This window comes from Lysinibacillus sp. FSL W8-0992 (assembly GCF_038008685.1).
Taxonomy (GTDB): Bacteria; Bacillota; Bacilli; order Bacillales_A; family Planococcaceae; genus Lysinibacillus.
Window position 1 is genome coordinate 3,847,114 of sequence record NZ_JBBOZQ010000001.1, and the last position, 18,223, is coordinate 3,865,336.

At 35.1% G+C, this 18,223-nt stretch carries 13 protein-coding genes and 1 riboswitch; of the genes, 4 read left to right on the forward strand and 9 right to left on the reverse strand.

Features of this window, described 5'->3' with window-relative positions; translation table 11 throughout:
• From NSQ74_RS19350 to NSQ74_RS19360, 3 genes are all read right to left on the reverse strand, one after another.
• Complete coding sequence (locus NSQ74_RS19350) at nucleotides 1–1,539, reverse strand: S-layer homology domain-containing protein (RefSeq protein WP_340825504.1); 1,539 nt, start codon at nucleotides 1,537–1,539, stop codon at nucleotides 1–3.
• A gap of 68 nt (nucleotides 1,540–1,607) precedes the next feature.
• Entirely contained in the window at nucleotides 1,608–7,490 is a 5,883-nt protein-coding gene (locus NSQ74_RS19355) for an S-layer homology domain-containing protein (RefSeq protein ID WP_340825505.1), read from the reverse strand.
• 167 nt (nucleotides 7,491–7,657) lie between these two features.
• Nucleotides 7,658–7,854, reverse strand: a riboswitch (cobalamin riboswitch).
• A gap of 213 nt (nucleotides 7,855–8,067) precedes the next feature.
• On the reverse strand, nucleotides 8,068–9,111 hold the full coding sequence (locus NSQ74_RS19360; protein WP_340825506.1) for a DUF418 domain-containing protein: 1,044 nt from the start codon (nucleotides 9,109–9,111) through the stop codon (nucleotides 8,068–8,070).
• A 360-nt stretch (nucleotides 9,112–9,471) separates the two neighbouring features.
• On the opposite strand from NSQ74_RS19360, the gene NSQ74_RS19365 reads away from it, so the two are divergent.
• Nucleotides 9,472–9,735, forward strand: coding sequence for a phospholipase A2 family protein (locus tag NSQ74_RS19365; protein WP_340825507.1), 264 nt, complete (start codon nucleotides 9,472–9,474; stop codon nucleotides 9,733–9,735).
• Nucleotides 9,736–9,882: 147 nt separating this feature from the next.
• Here NSQ74_RS19365 and NSQ74_RS19370 read toward each other — a convergent pair whose 3' ends face one another.
• Complete coding sequence (locus tag NSQ74_RS19370; RefSeq protein WP_340826507.1) at nucleotides 9,883–10,749, reverse strand: AraC family transcriptional regulator; 867 nt, start codon at nucleotides 10,747–10,749, stop codon at nucleotides 9,883–9,885.
• Between the two features lie 417 nt (nucleotides 10,750–11,166).
• Between NSQ74_RS19370 and NSQ74_RS19375 the strand changes: the two genes are divergently transcribed.
• The gene (locus tag NSQ74_RS19375; protein WP_340825508.1) at nucleotides 11,167–12,231 is read left to right on the forward strand and encodes a branched-chain amino acid aminotransferase; all 1,065 of its coding nucleotides are present in this window, start codon (nucleotides 11,167–11,169) and stop codon (nucleotides 12,229–12,231) included.
• 112 nt (nucleotides 12,232–12,343) lie between these two features.
• Here NSQ74_RS19375 and NSQ74_RS19380 read toward each other — a convergent pair whose 3' ends face one another.
• Together NSQ74_RS19380 and NSQ74_RS19385 are read right to left on the reverse strand one after the other, a co-directional pair.
• Nucleotides 12,344–12,700: a hypothetical protein gene (locus NSQ74_RS19380; RefSeq protein ID WP_340825509.1), complete on the reverse strand. Its 357-nt coding sequence runs from the start codon at nucleotides 12,698–12,700 to the stop codon at nucleotides 12,344–12,346.
• Nucleotides 12,701–12,741: 41 nt separating this feature from the next.
• Nucleotides 12,742–13,131: a tautomerase family protein gene (locus tag NSQ74_RS19385; RefSeq protein WP_340826508.1), complete on the reverse strand. Its 390-nt coding sequence runs from the start codon at nucleotides 13,129–13,131 to the stop codon at nucleotides 12,742–12,744.
• 215 nt (nucleotides 13,132–13,346) lie between these two features.
• On the opposite strand from NSQ74_RS19385, the gene NSQ74_RS19390 reads away from it, so the two are divergent.
• Nucleotides 13,347–13,514, forward strand: a complete 168-nt coding sequence (locus NSQ74_RS19390) for a hypothetical protein (RefSeq protein ID WP_340825510.1) — start codon at nucleotides 13,347–13,349, stop codon at nucleotides 13,512–13,514.
• Between the two features lie 359 nt (nucleotides 13,515–13,873).
• Here NSQ74_RS19390 and NSQ74_RS19395 read toward each other — a convergent pair whose 3' ends face one another.
• The 3 genes from NSQ74_RS19395 to glnA form a co-directional block, all read right to left on the reverse strand.
• A complete protein-coding gene (locus NSQ74_RS19395; RefSeq protein WP_340825511.1) occupies nucleotides 13,874–14,755 on the reverse strand; it encodes a hypothetical protein in 882 nt (293 codons plus the stop codon).
• A gap of 53 nt (nucleotides 14,756–14,808) precedes the next feature.
• The gene (locus tag NSQ74_RS19400) at nucleotides 14,809–15,177 is read right to left on the reverse strand and encodes a hypothetical protein (protein ID WP_340825514.1); all 369 of its coding nucleotides are present in this window, start codon (nucleotides 15,175–15,177) and stop codon (nucleotides 14,809–14,811) included.
• A gap of 361 nt (nucleotides 15,178–15,538) precedes the next feature.
• Nucleotides 15,539–16,873 (reverse strand): type I glutamate--ammonia ligase, encoded by a 1,335-nt coding sequence (gene glnA, locus NSQ74_RS19405; RefSeq protein ID WP_340825515.1) that lies wholly within the window; start codon nucleotides 16,871–16,873, stop codon nucleotides 15,539–15,541.
• A gap of 897 nt (nucleotides 16,874–17,770) precedes the next feature.
• Here glnA and NSQ74_RS19410 point away from each other — a divergent pair.
• On the forward strand, nucleotides 17,771–18,199 hold the full coding sequence (locus tag NSQ74_RS19410; RefSeq protein ID WP_340825516.1) for an ATP-binding protein: 429 nt from the start codon (nucleotides 17,771–17,773) through the stop codon (nucleotides 18,197–18,199).
• Nucleotides 18,200–18,223 lie beyond the last annotated feature (24 nt).

Sequence of the window (18,223 nt, forward strand, 5' to 3'; positions counted from 1 at the left end):
TTACTCCTCTACTACCTTTAAGAAATTGACATACATTTTAGACGCATGGGCGCGTGTTATAAAGTTTTTTGGATTATACGCACCATTGGAGCCTTGTGCAACTCCAAAATCATATAAAAATGTAATTGCTTGTTGCGATTCCTTTGATAACTTCGCAATATCATTTAAAGGGGCATTTACATTGGATACATACGGATTTCCTGTTTTATGTGTATATGCATTTGCTAGAATTACTGCTAATTCCTCACGAGTAATTGGTGAGGAAGGTAGAAATTTATTTGACGTAGTCGCTAATAAATTAGCCTCGTAAGCAGCAGCAATTTCTTGTTTTGTTTCAGTATTATACGAGTTTATATCCGTGAAAGGGGCATTTCCGGAACTTGTTAGATGCAGAGCGCGAACTAAAATCGATACTGCCTGTACACGAGTTAAATTGTTATCTGGTCTGAATGTATTGTCTTCATAACCTTTTAATAAGCCCTTGTCTACTGCAGCTTCAATATCAGTCTTCGCCCAATGCGATTGAATATCCTTAAAACTCACCTTAGTCGGAGGAGCTGTAGGTTGGCTTGGCTTGCCTGGTGTTGACGTATTACTTGGCTTTTTATCAGATGTATCATATAGCTTTGTTTTGCTTAAAAGCAGACGGTTATATGCTGCCAATGTATAAGAGGCCTGCTCAGTTGCCATACCATTGGCTACTGATTCAGTTAATACATGTTTAAATCCACCATCTTGGGCATTGTAAAAAGTAAAAAAGCTTGTAAATAACTTATTAAAGCGTTGGTCTTTGTTCGGATCAATATTTAAGCTAGCAAGTGCTGTAATTACTTGGGCAACACTTTCTAAATTTGTAGTTCCCCAGCTTTGGTAACTTCCATTAGCTCCTTGCAAGTTTTTTAAAGTATCAAGTGCTTTATTAATAGAAACCTTAACATCTGATCTGTCTTTATAAGTGGAGAGCGCTTGAATAGCCATAGCTGTCATATCAGGATCTGCTTTCACACCAGATAAATCCCAACCGCCGTCAGGCAATTGCTTTGATAAAATATGCTGGATAAGTTTTTCTCGTGTAGTTGTTGCTGTTTTGGAAAGCTCAAAGCTCCATGTATCTAAAGCGATTAGTGCAAAAAAAGCCCCATTCGGACCTTGCCATACAACTTTATCAAAGTCGCTTAATTTTTCCACTAAATTGTAGCCACCTACATTAGTAGGGTCTTTTCCAATGGCAGTGAGTGCAATAATTAAACGTGAGTACTCCGTATATTTACGGTTGTGTAATTCTCCTTTTACAGTTTTTACATGCTTCTCGACGTTTTCATAATATTTTTCAAAATAGCCTTTTGGAACATTGTATTCTCCCCTTGCAAGCGCAATAACAAACCACTCATCACCAAAAGAAGGATTAGGTGCTTTGTTAACTAAAAACTGACCAGTTATTTTATAACTATCCATTGTTGATACTTGCTGTGCGGAGACTGGTGCCGCCATAGTAAGCAACAAAACAAGTACCATTATAAACTTAGATATTCTTTTCATTAGAGTAACCTCCATCGATAAAAGGGTACTAACCCAAATACAAAATGCATTTGGGTTAGTGAAGAAATTTACATAATGCCTGAGATATTTAACGTCCGTTTTAAAATTTTCGCTGTTTGTCCACGTGTAATTGGCGAGCTAGGGTCAAATGAACCATCCAGCTTACCTGTCATAATATCAAGGCTATTTAATAGCTTAATATAAGGTAAGTATTCAGCGCTAATACGACTAGCATCATTGTAATTAATCTCTCCTGCGGTTTTCACATCAGTATTTAAATATTCTAGAATGCGTGCCATAAATGCAGCTGCTTGCTGACGTGTTATTGGCGCATCAGGCTTAAATGTTGAAGCAGTTGATCCTTTTGTAATACCTGCCTCATATAGGGCTTGAATATCTGCCTCATACCATTTGCCTTTTGTATCATTAAATGGATTTTCACCTATAGTTTGTAAACCAAGGGCACGGCTAATTAATACTGCAAATTGGGCACGCGTAATTGGTTTATTTGGCTCAAACGTCTCTGGTGTAGTTCCTTGGATTACGTGACGACTCACTAAAAATTCAATTTCTTCTTTGTTTGCTAACTGTGCAATGTCCTTAAATGTTACTGTATTTTCAGTTATAACGAATGTACCGCTTATTTTTGTGAACAAAACAATTTCACCATTCACTATTTTATGTGGAACAGGTTTATATTCCCCATCAACAAGCTGTAAAACGACTGTATTTGATTTGATTTCGCTATCCAATAGTGTAACTTTCAAATATTCTTTTCCTAAAGTAATAGGCTTTGTTTTACCGTTTGTAGACTCAATACCGAATGAAACAGAGAATTTTTTATCTTTAGTATCCTTTGTTACTTCGACTGTTAACTCCTCGTTTTCAGCAAGTTTAATGCTATTAAAAATTGAAGTAGGGACTTCTATCTTGAAATTCTGTTTGCTTTGAATAACTATCTTTTGAATGTTCTTTTTAATATAATCTTGAATATTTTCAGATTTAATAATTGCTTTGTTACTACCATCTTCAATAGTAATTTCAGCTAATGAACTATCTTTATTTGGTTCTTCAGACACTGCATCATCGTCTTTATTATCTTTTTCTGTTTCTTCAGTACATTGTTTATCATCGGCCTTACATTTTACTTCTTCTTTACATTTATCTGTTTCTTTCTCTTTACATTCTTTATTTTCTTCACCTTCACCTTTACCTCCACTTTCGATACCATCAACATATCCACCGATATCCTTACCTAAATCAAGTGTGTATAGCCATTCCACAGAATCCCCAGGTGATAATTTATAGAGTCCTGCAGAATAAGAAGGGAATTGACCATTTACACGATACATCCAACCACTTAAAGGACCGCGGTCGAATTCATAAAGGCCCGCAATACCATCGATATATGTGCCATATTGTGTTTCTCGATAGCTTAAATCGATACCATTTTCAGTTGTCACACGTTTTAATGCATCGAATACTGTATCTCCGGTATTTAGTTGAACAGTAGTTGTTCTTAATGGAATCTCGGAAGAAGAAATTCTAATTAAAAATGTTGCATAACCACTTGGGATACTTCCCCCTGGGTTAGATGGATTTCCACCTTCTCCCGGGTTTGAAGGGTTTCCTCCATCTCCTGGGTTAGATGGGTTCCCACCTTCTCCTGGGTTAGATGGATTATTAGACTTCGTATCGGACGTATCATAAAGTGCTGTTTGCCCGTTTAGCAGACGATGATAGGCTGCTAATGTATAGCCAACCTGCTCGGTAGCCATTCCGTTTGCTTGCTTTTCGTTTAAATCGTGTTTAAAGCCACCGTCTTCTGGACTGTAATAAGTCATAATATTAGCAATTACTTTATTAAAGCGAGGATCTTTATTCGCATCAATGCCTATGCTCGCAAGTGCAGTAACAACCTGAGCAGCGCTTTCAACATTTTCCATACCCCATGATTTATAGCCACCATTCTCTAATTGCATAGCAGCCAACGTATCTAATGCATTATTAACAGCTATCTTAACTTTTGAATTGTTGTTATAGTATGGAGCTAGTGCTTGTATAGCCATAGCTGTCATATCTGGATCAGACTTTGTTCCTGATAAAGCCCAGCCGCCATCAGCTAATTGCTTGCTTAAAATGTGCTCCATCAGCATTTCAGGAGTTGTTGTAGCTGTTTTTGGTAGCTCAAAGTTCCATGTGTTAAGAGCAATTAACCCAAAATACGCACCATTTACACCTTGCCAAATTACTTGGTCAAAATCAGATAGTTTTTCAACTAAGTTATAACCACCGACATTTGTTGGATCTTTACCAATTGCAGTAAGGGCAATAATTAAACGTGAGTATTCTGTATATTTCCGTTTATCGAGTACGCCATTTTTTGCAACAACATGGTCAACGACATTTTTATAATACGTTTCGTAATATTCTTTCGGTACTTCATAGCCTCCGCGAGCTAATGAAATTATCCACCACTCATTATCGAATTTAGGGTTAGGTAGTTTATCTACCATGTATTGACCAACAGTTTTATAAGCCTTCAAAGTTGTTGTATCAGCATTAGTTTTTGTTCCAACTTTTTTCGCTTCATTAAATATCGTTGTGGCCTGATTTAGTGCTAAAACTTTCGCATCAATAATATCTTGTTCCGCTGTATTATCTGCTATTAATTGTTGGGCAGATAAAATTATATTTGTATAGGCATCTTGTACAGCTTGAGTAACCCAAAAATCAGCAGGGTCTATATTTTTTCCATCAGTACTTATTTTTACAGAACCCTTGTTTTGTTCTGCTTTCTCAATTGCACTTTGTAATACTGATTTATCAATGACTACTTTTTCATCTGAAATAATCGAAATTTCTGGGAAGATGCTGTAGTAGCCTTCTCGAGCTGATGCATTAAGGTTAGGACTCGCTCCAGTTATTGGATTAATATTGTGGTGTTCACCTATTGGACTTCCAAAAAAGCTCAGACGAATATGCCCATCTCGTAACTTGTATTCACCCTTATGTTCTTGTGGAATTGTAAATGTAACACTGTTTGCCTGCGTTGCCATATTGTATTGTCTTGCATCGCCCGAAACAAGAGTATTTTCAGGACCAGCGAAAAATCTCAGCTGACCTTGGAAGTTATAAATACCAGAAAGTTTATTCGCAGGGAAAGACAAGCCTTTTAAAGTAACTTTAACTTTATCTCCAGGTACTATTTTTTCATTTGCTGCTGTTAAGTTTTCAATTGTTACATCAAGTGGACGTGCTGTCATCACGTGATACTCAGCTTTTCCATCTTTTTCAACCTTAACTATATTACGTCCTTCAGTTAATAAAACTGTGAAAGAGCCATTTCCACTAGATTGAACACTTTCTGTTGAAAATTCACCATTTCCATAGGATGCTGTTCCTATACTATGATTAATTTCCGGACGCAAAACGCTTACTGAGCTTCCAGAAGTCGGAGTAAAAGTATAATATGCTCCTTGTTCGCCTTGAACATAGTAAACACTATCAATATCAGCATCAAAAACACCATTTTGTAAGTTTAGAAGGTCCCCACCTTTTTTACCTTCATTAATTTTTTGATTACGTTCTTTGTTACTTTCTATACCTGTAGAAATACCTGTTTCACCTTGACCAACAGTCACAACAAAGAGACCGACATTTTCTGGCCAAATAGCACTAAATGCATCATTCGCATCACTAATGTATCCGGAACCATTAACCTTCAATGCGTCATACGTCACTTTTACAACAGCTGTACCATTTTTCAATGCTTTGACTGTCGAATAACTTCCTGGCTTACCAGGATCAATTTGAATTACATCATCGCCTGTTATGATTTCATAATGGAAATCAGGCTCAAAGAAATAGTTGTTAATTCCTTCTATTAATGCTTGCCAGCTTCGTAATGTTAGTAAATTGAAGCTTTCTCCTTGGTTTAACTTCAAATGATTTTGCTCATTAATATTTAAATAAATATTACCTTCAAGATATGTTCCTTTATTTAAAATTGCTGTTGGCGATTGAATTGAGAGCTGTTGTTTTGTAATTGCCAATGTTGCATTTTGAGCATTTGCTTTAAATGTACCTACATTTGTAAGTTTTCCTGCTTGGCTAACTCGGTAGTTATAATCACCATTGTTTGTTAACTTGAAAGAAAATGTTTTTGTACCATCCGGGTTAATCGTAGCTACCCCTTCAGGCAGGACTTCTTCAAATGCAATAAAGTGTTTAATTTTTTTTCCTACAAATAATTCAGCATCTTCAGGGACTGTAAACTTAATATCCCCAGAAAACGGAATAGCTGCACTAATTGTTTGAGCTGTGGCCGAAAGTGTTACTGTAGTGCTATTACTAACTGGAACATATTGTGTATGCTTTGCATCTGGCTCAAACGTATAGTAGATTTTTTCCCCTACTAGAGCTAGTACTGGAGTCTGTCCTTGTGTTGTTACTTTACCTAGTTTTAATGACGTATCGTTCGGTATTTCTTGCCCAACTTTTACAGTGTAATCGCTATTAACATTCCAACTTGTATTACTAGCTTTAAAATTAAGCTGGCGGAATTGAAATTCTTGATTTGATTCTGCTTTTACTGTTAGCTGACCACCGCCAACACTGTTATGATTGCTATCAAATCCTTCGTAGCGATAACTTCCTACTGGTATAGTTGCTGTATAAACATTGTATGTCCCTTCAACACCAGAGCCTATGTTTATTTCTTGCTCATTCGTATCATAAAGCTTTAACATCACAGCTTTATGTGCCACAGTAATTTTCACTGTGCTAGTAATATCCGTTTGTAAACCAGGTTTTTTACTAAATGCATTTGTGGCTTGATTTAGTGCTAAAACTTTTGCATCTATTTCTTCTTGACTGGCATTTTCATCTGCGATTAGTTCCTGTGCGTCTATAATTTCATTTGTATATGCATCTATTTCAGCTTGAGTAACCCAGTAATCAGTAGGAGCTACATCTTTTCCATCTAAACTTACTTTCACAGAAGCTTTTGTTTGTTCAGCTTGTTGAACCGCTGTTTGCAAAGCTGTTTTATCAGCTTTAACGATTTCTTCCCCTTCTCCATTTAAAGCAGCATTTAAATGGGTAAGTGCTGCATCCACATTTGTTTGACTACTCTCCATATTTTTAAGCTGCACGTAGGCGGCGTCATAAGAAGACTTTACTTGTTCATTTGCTAAAATTTCGTTTTTAGTTGGCGAGCTATTAATTTCGGCAATTTTCGCTGTTAACTCGTCTTTATTCGCTGGAGTAATTAAACTACTTCCCTCTAAGCCACCACCTAAATCTGCTCCATACCCCCATACTGTAAACTGCCATCTAATGATATCACCATCTTCTGGGAACCATTCAGAAGCACCTCGAGGAATAAAGTTATTATTTACAGCTACCATCCAGCCCGACATAGTTGTATAGTCCATTTGATTTAACCAGTCGGATTCTATTCTTCCATCAACTGGACCAGATTCATCAAGAATGTATTTTGGGACGCTCACTTCTCCAGGATCAGGATCAAAGACCCCTGATAAGTAAAAGCTTTCTTCTACAGACCCTGTAATGTCATAGTTGCCTTCTCCTAACAGGTTAACTATAACCTTAGCTATATTATCCCCTTCATAAAAAGGAACACGAACAGGTTCCTTTATGTATCCCTGCCCAAGTGTAAACTTCTCTACGGAAACCGTCACATAACCTTTAGGTTCAGTATTATTAAATATCGTCGCACTATCATTACTGGTAATAGGAGATAGTTCGCTTTCCGTTTGCTCGGTCATTTCTTTCTCTAATGATTCTTCATTAGTTTGAATACTAGAATCTGTTTCTAACTCACTAGCATCATTTTGTTGTGTCTCAGCGAATGCAACGGGTGATAATAACGAAAATGATAAGATAAAGACAATCGCTATATTCAACCATTTTTTATAAAAGTCCATTTCTTTCCCCCCAATTTTTATAGATGAATGCGCTTGCAATAACTAGAAAATAAAAAAGATGCTTCTCTAATAAAAGAGAGAGCATCCAAGGAAAACAGAAAAAGGCTCAAAATACTATTTGCCTGTCCATCTATTTGCCGTAAATTCTCCTAGCTTCCGAAGAGATTTAATACGATGAAATAAAGGCAGGTCTCCTGGCTTGTGTACCCTAATCAGAACCTTCCCATCTACTTGAGGCATTTTTCCTCGTTTGACAGTGGTGTTTTCTGGGGTCATCTACACATACAGTTGCGGAAACAGCTTCGGATTTGCACCGAATTCCCTATTAAGCTCTTAAAAGAGCACCTTTATTCTGCATTCGCTATTCACTTAATGCTAAGTTTAGCATAGTTTCCATTTTTTCAAAATAGTTAAAAAAAACAATCATTAATAATTATCTAAAAATAATGAAGTTGAATCTGCTTATATTTGCATTGATATCGCATATTATGTTCTTCTTATTTGCAATTCTATATTTAAGCACAAAAGTATTATCAATAAAAAACGCCAGAGCAATAATACTCTGACGTTGAAATCATTATTTTGTCGTTACTTTTCTTCCGTACGTCATCCATCTCCACACTTTTTCCAATGGCCCAATTTTGAAAAATTTAAAATAAATGATACTAAAGATGATTTGAATTACAAAAATCATAATGGCAATGATGACAATATAGGAAGTCGAAAGTACTTCGAGTCCCATGAGCGATATAATAGCTAACCCTATAAAACTCTGAGCTAAGTAATTTGTAAATGCCATCTGACCTACCCGTCCAATTGGCTGTAGCATTTTTACAACATTTTTGTGTTCTAGAATCAGGAATAAACTCGCTAAATAAAAATATGTAGTCGGGATTACACCTAAACCTAGTACTAATTGAAGCTTTTGATCATCATTTTGAGATGCAAACCAAATCCAACTAGATATAGCTACAAATATTGGAGCTGTTACATATAAGACCAACTTTATTTGTTTGGTAAGTTGTCTCACATTTCTTATCCAGTCAGCTTTTGCTACTAGAAAACCTGTTAAAAACATAATAAAAATAGTTATTGTATCATTCCCTAGTACATTGAAAACTGTTGAAAGGATAGCTAAGTTTGGCAAAAACATTTGCCCAAGTATGCTTACAATGTGAACAGTAATTATGCCAATAAGCCAGTTACGAATTGTATCAATCTGCGCTCGATAAAATGGTAGTAAGAACAAACCTATTACTGCATATGCAGAAAGGATGGAACCCCAGAAAAAAAATATGTGCACAATCCCAATAACAAATAATGCTAGTAAACGTCTTGCAAAACGCCATCGAGGCTTATCACCTCTTGCTTCAGCGCGTGAAGCAAAAATATAAAAACCGACACCGAAAAGAAATGAAAAAATGGAAAAGAATTTTTTCTCAATGAATATATCAATTAGTGTATCAATCACACTATTGAATTTACTATAGGCTGGCACCGGTCCTCCTTCAACTACTATTTGATAAGCACCTACATTAATAAATAAAATACCAAATAACGCTAATCCCCGAATAATATCTAAGGACACAATTCTTTCTTTTTGTGTAACGGATGGATTCATGCTTTCAACTCCTTATCTTCAATACTGCAATTCATGCTCCTTGGCTATTATATCTAGGCAACCTTACAGCAGTTTGTTGATTAGCTTACAAAAACCTTAACTGAAGGATTTCATTTATCTTAACGATTTATTTAAAATTGCAGTTTCTTAGTCAAACAATAAAAAAAAGGTCTGGATTAATTTCCAAGACCCTTCTTTTATTCATATTATTATCAAGCGTAGTCTAATGCATTAGTGGCTAATGAAATGTGAAATTTCGTCTCAATATTTTTCATGTTTTCCTTAGTTTTTCATCCCTTTTCAAAAGTTAAGACAACATATTTTATAGTATGTAGACTATTTTGAAAAGAGGTGACCAAGGTGAATAGGAATAGAAGATTAAGATTTTGTTATCCTGGCTATAAATATTGCGGACCTGGATGTTCAGGACCTGGTTCACCAACAAATGCTGTTGACTCTTGTTGTAAGAAGCATGATGCTTGTTATTCAAAATATGGTAGAACAAAAAATTGCGATGAATTATTTCAGCAATGTTTATTAGCACATATGAATACCAATAGCAAAATGGGCAGAGATGCTAGACTGTTCTTCAAAGTTTTTGATTTGCGTAATAATTTCTTTTAAACGTCAAAAGCCAAGAATGAACAACAAGTTTCATTCTTGGCTTTAAAGAAATATAAATGTCTATTGCCGTTGATTTCCGCTACGGGCGGCACTTTTCACAAAATTTTTTAAAAATTGTTTGAGTGCCTGGCACTTTTATGGGCACTTTTACTTAATTGGAATCCAAATTTCCGAATAGAGATTTTCGCTTGTAGGATCTTCCTCTGTATAAACCTCTAATTCAGGTGTTCCAGCAGGCTCATATGGATTCGACGGGAACCATTCGGAGAAAATTTGCTTCCATGCATTTTGCATCGCATCCGGCATTGGGCCATGTACTTCAAACACAACCCATTTTGATGCTGGCACTTCCATCGCTAATAAATTTTCCGGTACATCCGCCCCTACGTGATCTGTTCCAATCCAATAATCGATTAAATTATTTTCTTTATAGTTTTCGTCTGGTACACAAACACCCAATACCCCTTTAATTTGTCCATCATTTAATGCAAATAGTTGCTCGTCCATTCCTTGACGATTTACTTCATCCCAAAATACAGGAATACCTTGCAAATTCTCGCCTTTTTGGCAATTATACGTTCTTTTTACTCCTACAACTTGGAACTTTTCTTTTTCTACAATGTTATACTTCATTGGTTCTGCTCCCTTCAGACTCACCTGGATTACAAGGCGGTTATATGATTGTAATGGTCCTTGCTGTTTTCGTGCTTCACTCGGCGTTACGTTATGTTGCTTTCGAAATGCTTTTGTAAAAGCTTCGGGAGAGTCGTAGCCATATTTGAAGGCGAGATCGATTACTTTTATATCTGTATTGATTAATTCCTGTGCTGCTAAAGTCAATCTTCTTCGTCTTATATAATCCGCAATTGACATATCCGTTAAAATAGAAAATGTTCGTTGAAAATGAAATACAGATGCATTCACTTCGTTTGCGATTTGCTCCATTGTAATCGTTTCTTGCAAATGCTCTTCTATATAATTTATTGCTTTTTGAATCGACTCAATCCAACTCAAACTCAAATGCCCTCACTCCTTGCTTAAAGATTAACGTATTCTAGTTTTTTCTTCCTGTCTTTTTATGCTATCTTTGGACTGGTCCACTCAGTTGTATGCATAGTCTACTACATATCGACAATTTTCCAATCCTTTACTTAAAAGTACTACTACTTCAATAATAATCATTTATACAAGGCAATAACATAAAAATTTCAAGAAGTATCATGAACATTTAAGTGAGCGAAAAGCATCAACGGTAGCGTAACGCTACGAATAAAATCTTTGCAATAAGTGTTATTTGTTGCTGAAAAGTAAATAAATCAGCAATTTTATTAATTATTAGTAGATTCTTAGTATTTAATTAATTTAAAATAAACAGTATTATTAAGTATTATAGATATTTCATCTAATGACACAATACGCGGAGGATATGACATGTTAGAGATAACAAAAGAGATAACAACAAACCCAAAAGAAAAACCTGCAGCAGACCAATTAGGTTTTGGTCAATTTTTTACAGATCATATGTTTATAGTCGATTACACAGAAGGCATGGGTTGGCATGATCCACGTATTATCCCGTATCAGCCGCTTTCACTAGATCCTTCGGCAGCAGTTTTCCATTATGGACAAGCTGTATTTGAAGGATTAAAAGCTTATGCAACAGTGGATAATAGGGTCCTTTTATTCCGTCCTGACCGTAATTTTAACCGCTTAAATCATTCGAATGAGCGTATTGTCATTCCAGCAATTGATGAAGAATTGGCGTTAGAGGCGTTAAAGCAGTTAGTAACATTGGATCGTGAATGGGTTCCAAAGGCACCTGGAACATCTCTTTATATCCGTCCATTTATTATTGCTACTGAGCCACACTTAGGTGTACACCCTTCTAAAAACTATAAATTTATCATCATTATGTCTCCATCAGGCTCGTACTACAAAGAGGGCATTAATCCAGTAAAAATCATGGTGGAACAACATTTTGTAAGAGCTGTAGTTGGCGGCACCGGCGAAGCAAAAACTGCTGGTAACTATGCGAGCGCCTTAAAAGGACAAGAAATTGCGAATAAGGAAGGCTACTCTCAAACTTTATGGCTAGACGGTAAAGAACACCGTTACATCGAAGAAGTAGGTAGCATGAATATATTCTTCAAAATAAACGGAACAGTCATCACACCAGCATTAAATGGTAGCATCTTACCTGGAATTACACGTAATTCAATGCTTCAAGTATTAAAGGAGAAAAACATTCCAGTCGAAGAACGTCGTATTTCAATTGATGAAGTGGTAGAGGCTTATCATAATGGCACTTTGGAAGAAGCATTTGGTACAGGAACAGCTGCGGTTATTTCACCTGTTGGAGAATTAAAATGGCAAGATGAAAAAATAGTGATTAATAACGGTGAGATTGGTGAAGTTTCACAAATGCTTTACGAAACATTAACAGGCATTCAAAATGGCACGCTTGAAGATACATTTGGTTGGACGATTAAATTATAAAAATATACAAAAAAGTGTTAGATTGATCGAAATCAATCTAACACTTTTTTACTGTGATCGTTTTTGTAGCACAACATAAGCCACTAATATAATCGTCTCCGTTTTTTGTCGTTTAATGATATTGGAATAACACCAAAATAATTGGACCTTTTTCGCTTTCCCAAAGCTCAACAAAAAAACAATATCCATTTGGGAAATCATTTAAATATGCCTCATCATCAAGGCAAATGTTATTTTTATACTTAGTAGCCCATTCTGACTTAACATCATGTATTAATAAACACTCTAATGTACTTTTTCGTTCCGTTTGATAGTTACAGATAAATACTTCTTCTACTTCGCCATTAAAAATCATTTGTCCAAGTTCCTGCAACGTAAAATTATTAGAGTAGATTTTACTTGCCACTACTACTTCATTGTTATAAATCTGATTTTTTTCCTTGTCTATGAAGTAGCCTTTTTTTATCACAGTAGTTCACCTCATCTAGTTTATTAATCGTCTAAAAAAGCTCAAACATTTACTTTATAATTCAATGCTAACTCATCCCCAGGTAGTCCTCGTATCCCCCAGTTATGCTTAGGTGTTTCAAAAATAGTAATTTCTATATCCTGAGGAGCTATACTTAATTGACTGTTAATTTTTTCAAACAGCAATGCGAGTAATTGTTTTTTCGTTTCTATCGTACGACCTTCGAACATACTAATTTCAATAATGGTATATGCTTCAGTTCTTTCACTAGGAAAATAAAAATCTTCTTTATTCATTGGGAAAAAACGATGAAATTTCTTATCGGATGGCAATCCCAGTGCCTCCATCATACAAGAATGAATAATAGTCGATAATGCTGCCTTAATAGGATCTAAACTGTCCTTAATACCATATATTTTAATTTGACTCATGCTCATCTCACCTTTCTCTTCTAACCACCCATTCTATTCTAAAATGTATGACCTTTTTTATCCGCATCATTATCTTAACATATATATCCATTTTGGTTAAAAATAACACTGAGAAGAAGTATTTTTAAATTGGGCAAACTTTAATAAATGAACGATGTATGAAGTCCAAAATAAGGGCAAGAATAAAAGTATAAAATTCCATTATGAGGTGAAGTATGAAAAAATTAATTATCGGTACTTTTACAGCAATCCTAACAACAGGATTATTATTTGGGTGTGGTAATGCGAAAGAAAAAACGGAGCCTAACGATACTGAAGCACCTTCGACACACAAAGAACATATGGATGATCAAAACAAAACTGATGACAAATCTAAGGAGTAAGTCTTCCTTAAATTCATCAGACATAAAAAAACCAGCTCTAATATAATAGAGCTGGTTTTATCATTAAATTTATTATCGGAATGTGTGAATTTTATTTTAAAATTTTTGATATTATCCTTAAGCCTCTAATAACCCGCAACAATCTGAGTTATTTTCTGAAACTGTAGTTGTTCAAGCGTTGTCCATTCAACAAATTTTTATATTAGCTTCCAATAAAAACACATACCGAGAGCGACTTCTAACCGCCATCCATTACCTTAAAATCATACAATGTAGTTTTGGTTCAAAAAAAGTTGTTGAATTATTTGGAAGCGGAGTCTTATCCCTTCTATCAGAGGTGTTATAATTTTAATAGGAGACTAATGAATACTAGTAACATTCTCTTTTTTTACTAAACGAACTAATAATTTCTTTTGTATTACGCATTCTTTAAAACGTCTATTAATAATATTTTGCATCGATGTATTATCTACATCAGTAAAAAATGTCACGAACATATTCTCTTCTATCGCCCTTTTGACAACGGGGGCATACACTAACATCCCCCCTCCTCCCAATCTGGTAGCGGGCAAACGCTTCACATAAGAATGGGGTAAAAGTATCATGTTCTGCGCAACTCTCTCAGCAATGCACCACCCCACTAAATCTCCTTCAAGAAATAAAGCAAAGCTAAATTCTTCATCGACAACGCCTAAATTCTGAACAAAAGGATAGACATGATCATCAAACTTATTCTTATTAGAAATTGCTTCTCTAAATATCTCACTCACATGCTGACTCCAAGGTACTACTGTTAAACTAGTAGGTATTTTTAAATTCCATAACCATTCATTTTGTTGTATTCGATTAAAATCCAGCACATATTTTTCTATGCCTTGTACATTCCCACTCCAACCTTGATTGGTTAATATATTTATGAAGTCATCAGATTTACTGTTCATAGTAAGCGTTATTTCTGTTATTAAAAAGCCGATCTTTTCAAAATAATTTTCCGCTTCATTATATAGTTGCATAACAAAATGATGGGCATTCTCCTCATCATTTACAACTAAATGTGTAATCGCTGCTGACTTATTATCAAAATTGATGTCTGCAATAAGGATACCTATTGGACGTGTATGATCAACTAAACCTATTCCCCATAAACTTGCGTCCATTAATTGCAACCTTTTAAAATGATTAGGATTCAAAAAAGTTAAAAACATACTATAATTACTTGAAGTAAGATTTAAAATTTCCATTAATTTCACCTCTTAAAAATAAGTAGCCTAAGTTATTAGGCTACTTGGAAATACTACACTTCGTCAAATGACTCTGTTACCGGATTAAATACAAGGTTGGCAAAGTGGGTATTTTTGTAATTTTTAGTTAAAGCATACTTATTCTCAGTAGTTCTTAATTCATAACCTGCAGTTACAGCCGTTTCTACACCATTAGTTGCTTCAATGAAATAATAATATGTCGTAAATGGTGTTGCTGTATCATCATTCCAGCGTTGTGTACCACTCGCAATGCTTGAATGTAAAACAATTGCCCCTACTAAACTATTGCTTGTGTTGCGTTTTATCGTATAAGTAACCGTTCCTACAGATGATTGATTATCTGTCCAAGTAATTGTATTTCTAACGCCACCCGGTGATAAATCTATTGAACTTCCACTCACATTTGTTACAGGTAAAAATACGCTATTCTCGTTTTATCCATCTCTATATCTCGGTTTTATAACGAGCCTTCACCGTGCAGGCAACTTTCATCGCACACGGCGATCCGTCAGCGATAGATCTTTAAGTTTTATTTCCCCGTAGTTAATTATAAATTAATTATAGTAATGACAATACTGACAAATGTTAATATTAATGTTAATTCTTGAAAATTTATTCACTTCTAAAACTTATAATATTATGCCGTTTGCTGAAGATTAACTCTGTAATTTTTGTCTTAACAGTATTAGTCTCTAGAAAAAAACTTAAATTAATACTGTCTCTTTCTTCTTACTCTTACTTGCAACACCCAACACTTCTTTTCTAATACATCGTCAAATACTCATCACGTTCCCAGTCATGGACGCGTGTGCGGTATTTGTTCCATTCAATTTCCTTCGCTTCTGTGAACTTCTCAAAAATATGATTGCCAAGTGCGTCACGTACAATATGATCCATCTCTAGCTCGATTAGTGCGTATTCTAAAGAAGATGGTAAACTATCAATGCCATTTAATTCACGATCCGCGCGGTTCATTTTATAAATATTTCGATCTACAGCATCTGGTGGTGTTAAACCTTTACGTATCCCATCAAGGCCAGATGCTAAAATAACAGCCATCGCTAAGTATGGGTTAGCCGCTGGATCAACAGAACGTAACTCAATACGAGTTGAAAGACCTCTTGCTGCCGGGATGCGAATAAGTGGTGAGCGGTTTTGGGCTGACCAAGCTACATAGCACGGTGCTTCATAGCCTGGAACTAAACGTTTATAAGAATTTACTAAAGGGTTTGTCACAGCTGTAAAGCCGTGAACATGCTTCATAACCCCTGCCATAAAGCTGCGAGCAGTTTCGCTCAATTGTATTTCTGCATGTTCATCATAGAAGGCATTTTTATCACCTTCAAACAATGAAAGATTGAAATGCATCCCTGAGCCATTAACGCCAAATAACGGTTTTGGCATAAAGGTTGCATGTAAACCGTGCTGTGCAGCGACTGTCTTAACGACGAGTTTGAACGTTTGTATATTATCACACGCTTCAATAGCACTTGCATATTTAAAATCAATTTCATGCTGACCAGGTGCAACTTCGTGATGTGACGCTTCAATTTCAAAACCCATGCCCTCTAGCTCAAGCACAATATCACGTCGACAGTTCTCGCCTAAATCAGTGGGCGCTAAATCGAAATACCCACCACTATCATTTAATTCAAGTGTTGGATGCCCTTTATCATCTAGTTTAAATAAGAAAAATTCTGGCTCTGGACCAAGGTTAAACGAGCTAAAACCTAAATCTTCCATTTCCTTTAATACCCGCTTAAGGTTGGAACGTGGATCACCTTCAAATGCTGTACCATCTGGTCGTGCAATATCACAGATAAAACGTGCTACCTTACCTCTTTCCGCTGTCCATGGAAAGATAACGAATGTATCTAAGTCGGGACGTAAATACATATCAGACTCCTCAATACGAACAAACCCCTCAATCGATGAACCATCAAACATGACCTTATTGTCTAATGCCTTCGCTAATTGACTAACTGGTATTTCCACATTTTTTATTGAGCCCAATATATCAGTAAATTGTAGGCGAATAAATTTCACATTTTCTTCTTTCACCATGCGGATAATATCATCTCTTGTATGATGTTTCATTCTTCACCACTCCAATTTGTCATTTTTCTTAACGTGTTTTTTTGTAACTGCTTTTAAATTACACTAAAACAACAAACAAGCGCAATGGGCATGTAATGTTTTATTACATATTTTTTTTCGAATAAATTTATCTTTATTTTAGATGTATAGTTATATTAGGTTGGACCTATATATTGACATCAACTAAAATAAAACTTAATGATTACTAAAAACTTTCTTTTATAGAACATTAGTCTTGCATTCTTTATATTTTACTGGTACATTATAAACTAAATATAAATTCAATAGTACTTAATAGGATATTTTTACTATTCTATATACCAATCACTATTAAAGTAATTGAATAATTCGAAAGTAGCTTTTATAATAATGACGTCGGTGGATAAAGGCCTTATGATTCCATCCAGTACCAAACAAAACTCCCTTTCAAATGGTCTAAACTACCAAATTGAAGAAAACTTCGCAAACTCCAGGCAAATGATTTAGCATCGCCTTAAAATTCTTATTTAACACTTTGTCACCAATATTAAGTATCCATATTCAAAAGATACATAGACTTACAAGCCTTTTTACTGCTATAGGGGTGACAAAAACCATAGGGTGAAAACAGTATTAGTCAACGATATTCATTCCTTTATCACACATAACTATTTTTATAGAAATGACATTAATTCTCTGCGTTTAAATGTTAGTAATCTTAAAATACATGAATTTCTTAAACACCGCTAAAGTATAGAAAACACAATACCTATTATACTGGATGGGTTTAGACATGCGTTTTCATTCCTATTCTTTCTCAATATAATGGCGATGACCTATTTAACTTTACTTACATTTTACTGGATATCACTAGCGAAAATGTAAATGTAATTTTACGTACAAGATAGGTGATTGGTAATGAAATTTACACTGCGAGTTCAAGCAAATCGACAAGCAGTTCATTTTATAGATAATGTGATGGAAAACTATACAAATATTTATAGTATACCCTTCAGTAAAGAATTGAGATTTGTTTTACACGAATTAGTAATTAATGCTATTGAAGCAATGGAAAAAATCGATACACCCTCTTCCTACGGCAAAATTCAAATTCAAGTTTTGCAAAACGATGAGGAGATTACATTAACAGTCATCGATGAAGCACAAGGCATTACTGAAAATGATTTAAAGAAGGCATTACAATTCGATCCTAACGAACACTATTATAATTATACAGATCGAGGTCGAGGATTATTTTTTGTCAAAAATATGGTTGATTCTATTTGGTTTAAACATATTTCAAGAACCAAATTTTTAGTCGGTGTTTCCAAGAAAATTCATGAATAAAGTACATCTGTAATTAGGAGGGAC

Excerpts from the sequence above, each read along its gene's own strand:
- NSQ74_RS19350 (WP_340825504.1), bottom strand. The coding sequence starts at position 1,539 with ATGAAAAGAATATCTAAGTTTATAATGGTACTTGTTTTGTTGCTTACT.
- NSQ74_RS19385 (WP_340826508.1), bottom strand. The coding sequence starts at position 13,131 with ATGAGTCAAATTAAAATATATGGTATTAAGGACAGTTTAGATCCTATT.
- NSQ74_RS19390 (WP_340825510.1), top strand. The coding sequence starts at position 13,347 with ATGAAAAAATTAATTATCGGTACTTTTACAGCAATCCTAACAACAGGA.
- NSQ74_RS19360 (WP_340825506.1), bottom strand. The coding sequence starts at position 9,111 with ATGAATCCATCCGTTACACAAAAAGAAAGAATTGTGTCCTTAGATATT.
- glnA (WP_340825515.1), bottom strand. The coding sequence starts at position 16,873 with ATGAAACATCATACAAGAGATGATATTATCCGCATGGTGAAAGAAGAA.
- NSQ74_RS19355 (WP_340825505.1), bottom strand. The coding sequence starts at position 7,490 with ATGGACTTTTATAAAAAATGGTTGAATATAGCGATTGTCTTTATCTTA.
- NSQ74_RS19395 (WP_340825511.1), bottom strand. The coding sequence starts at position 14,755 with ATGGAAATTTTAAATCTTACTTCAAGTAATTATAGTATGTTTTTAACT.
- NSQ74_RS19410 (WP_340825516.1), top strand. The coding sequence starts at position 17,771 with ATGAAATTTACACTGCGAGTTCAAGCAAATCGACAAGCAGTTCATTTT.
- NSQ74_RS19375 (WP_340825508.1), top strand. The coding sequence starts at position 11,167 with ATGTTAGAGATAACAAAAGAGATAACAACAAACCCAAAAGAAAAACCT.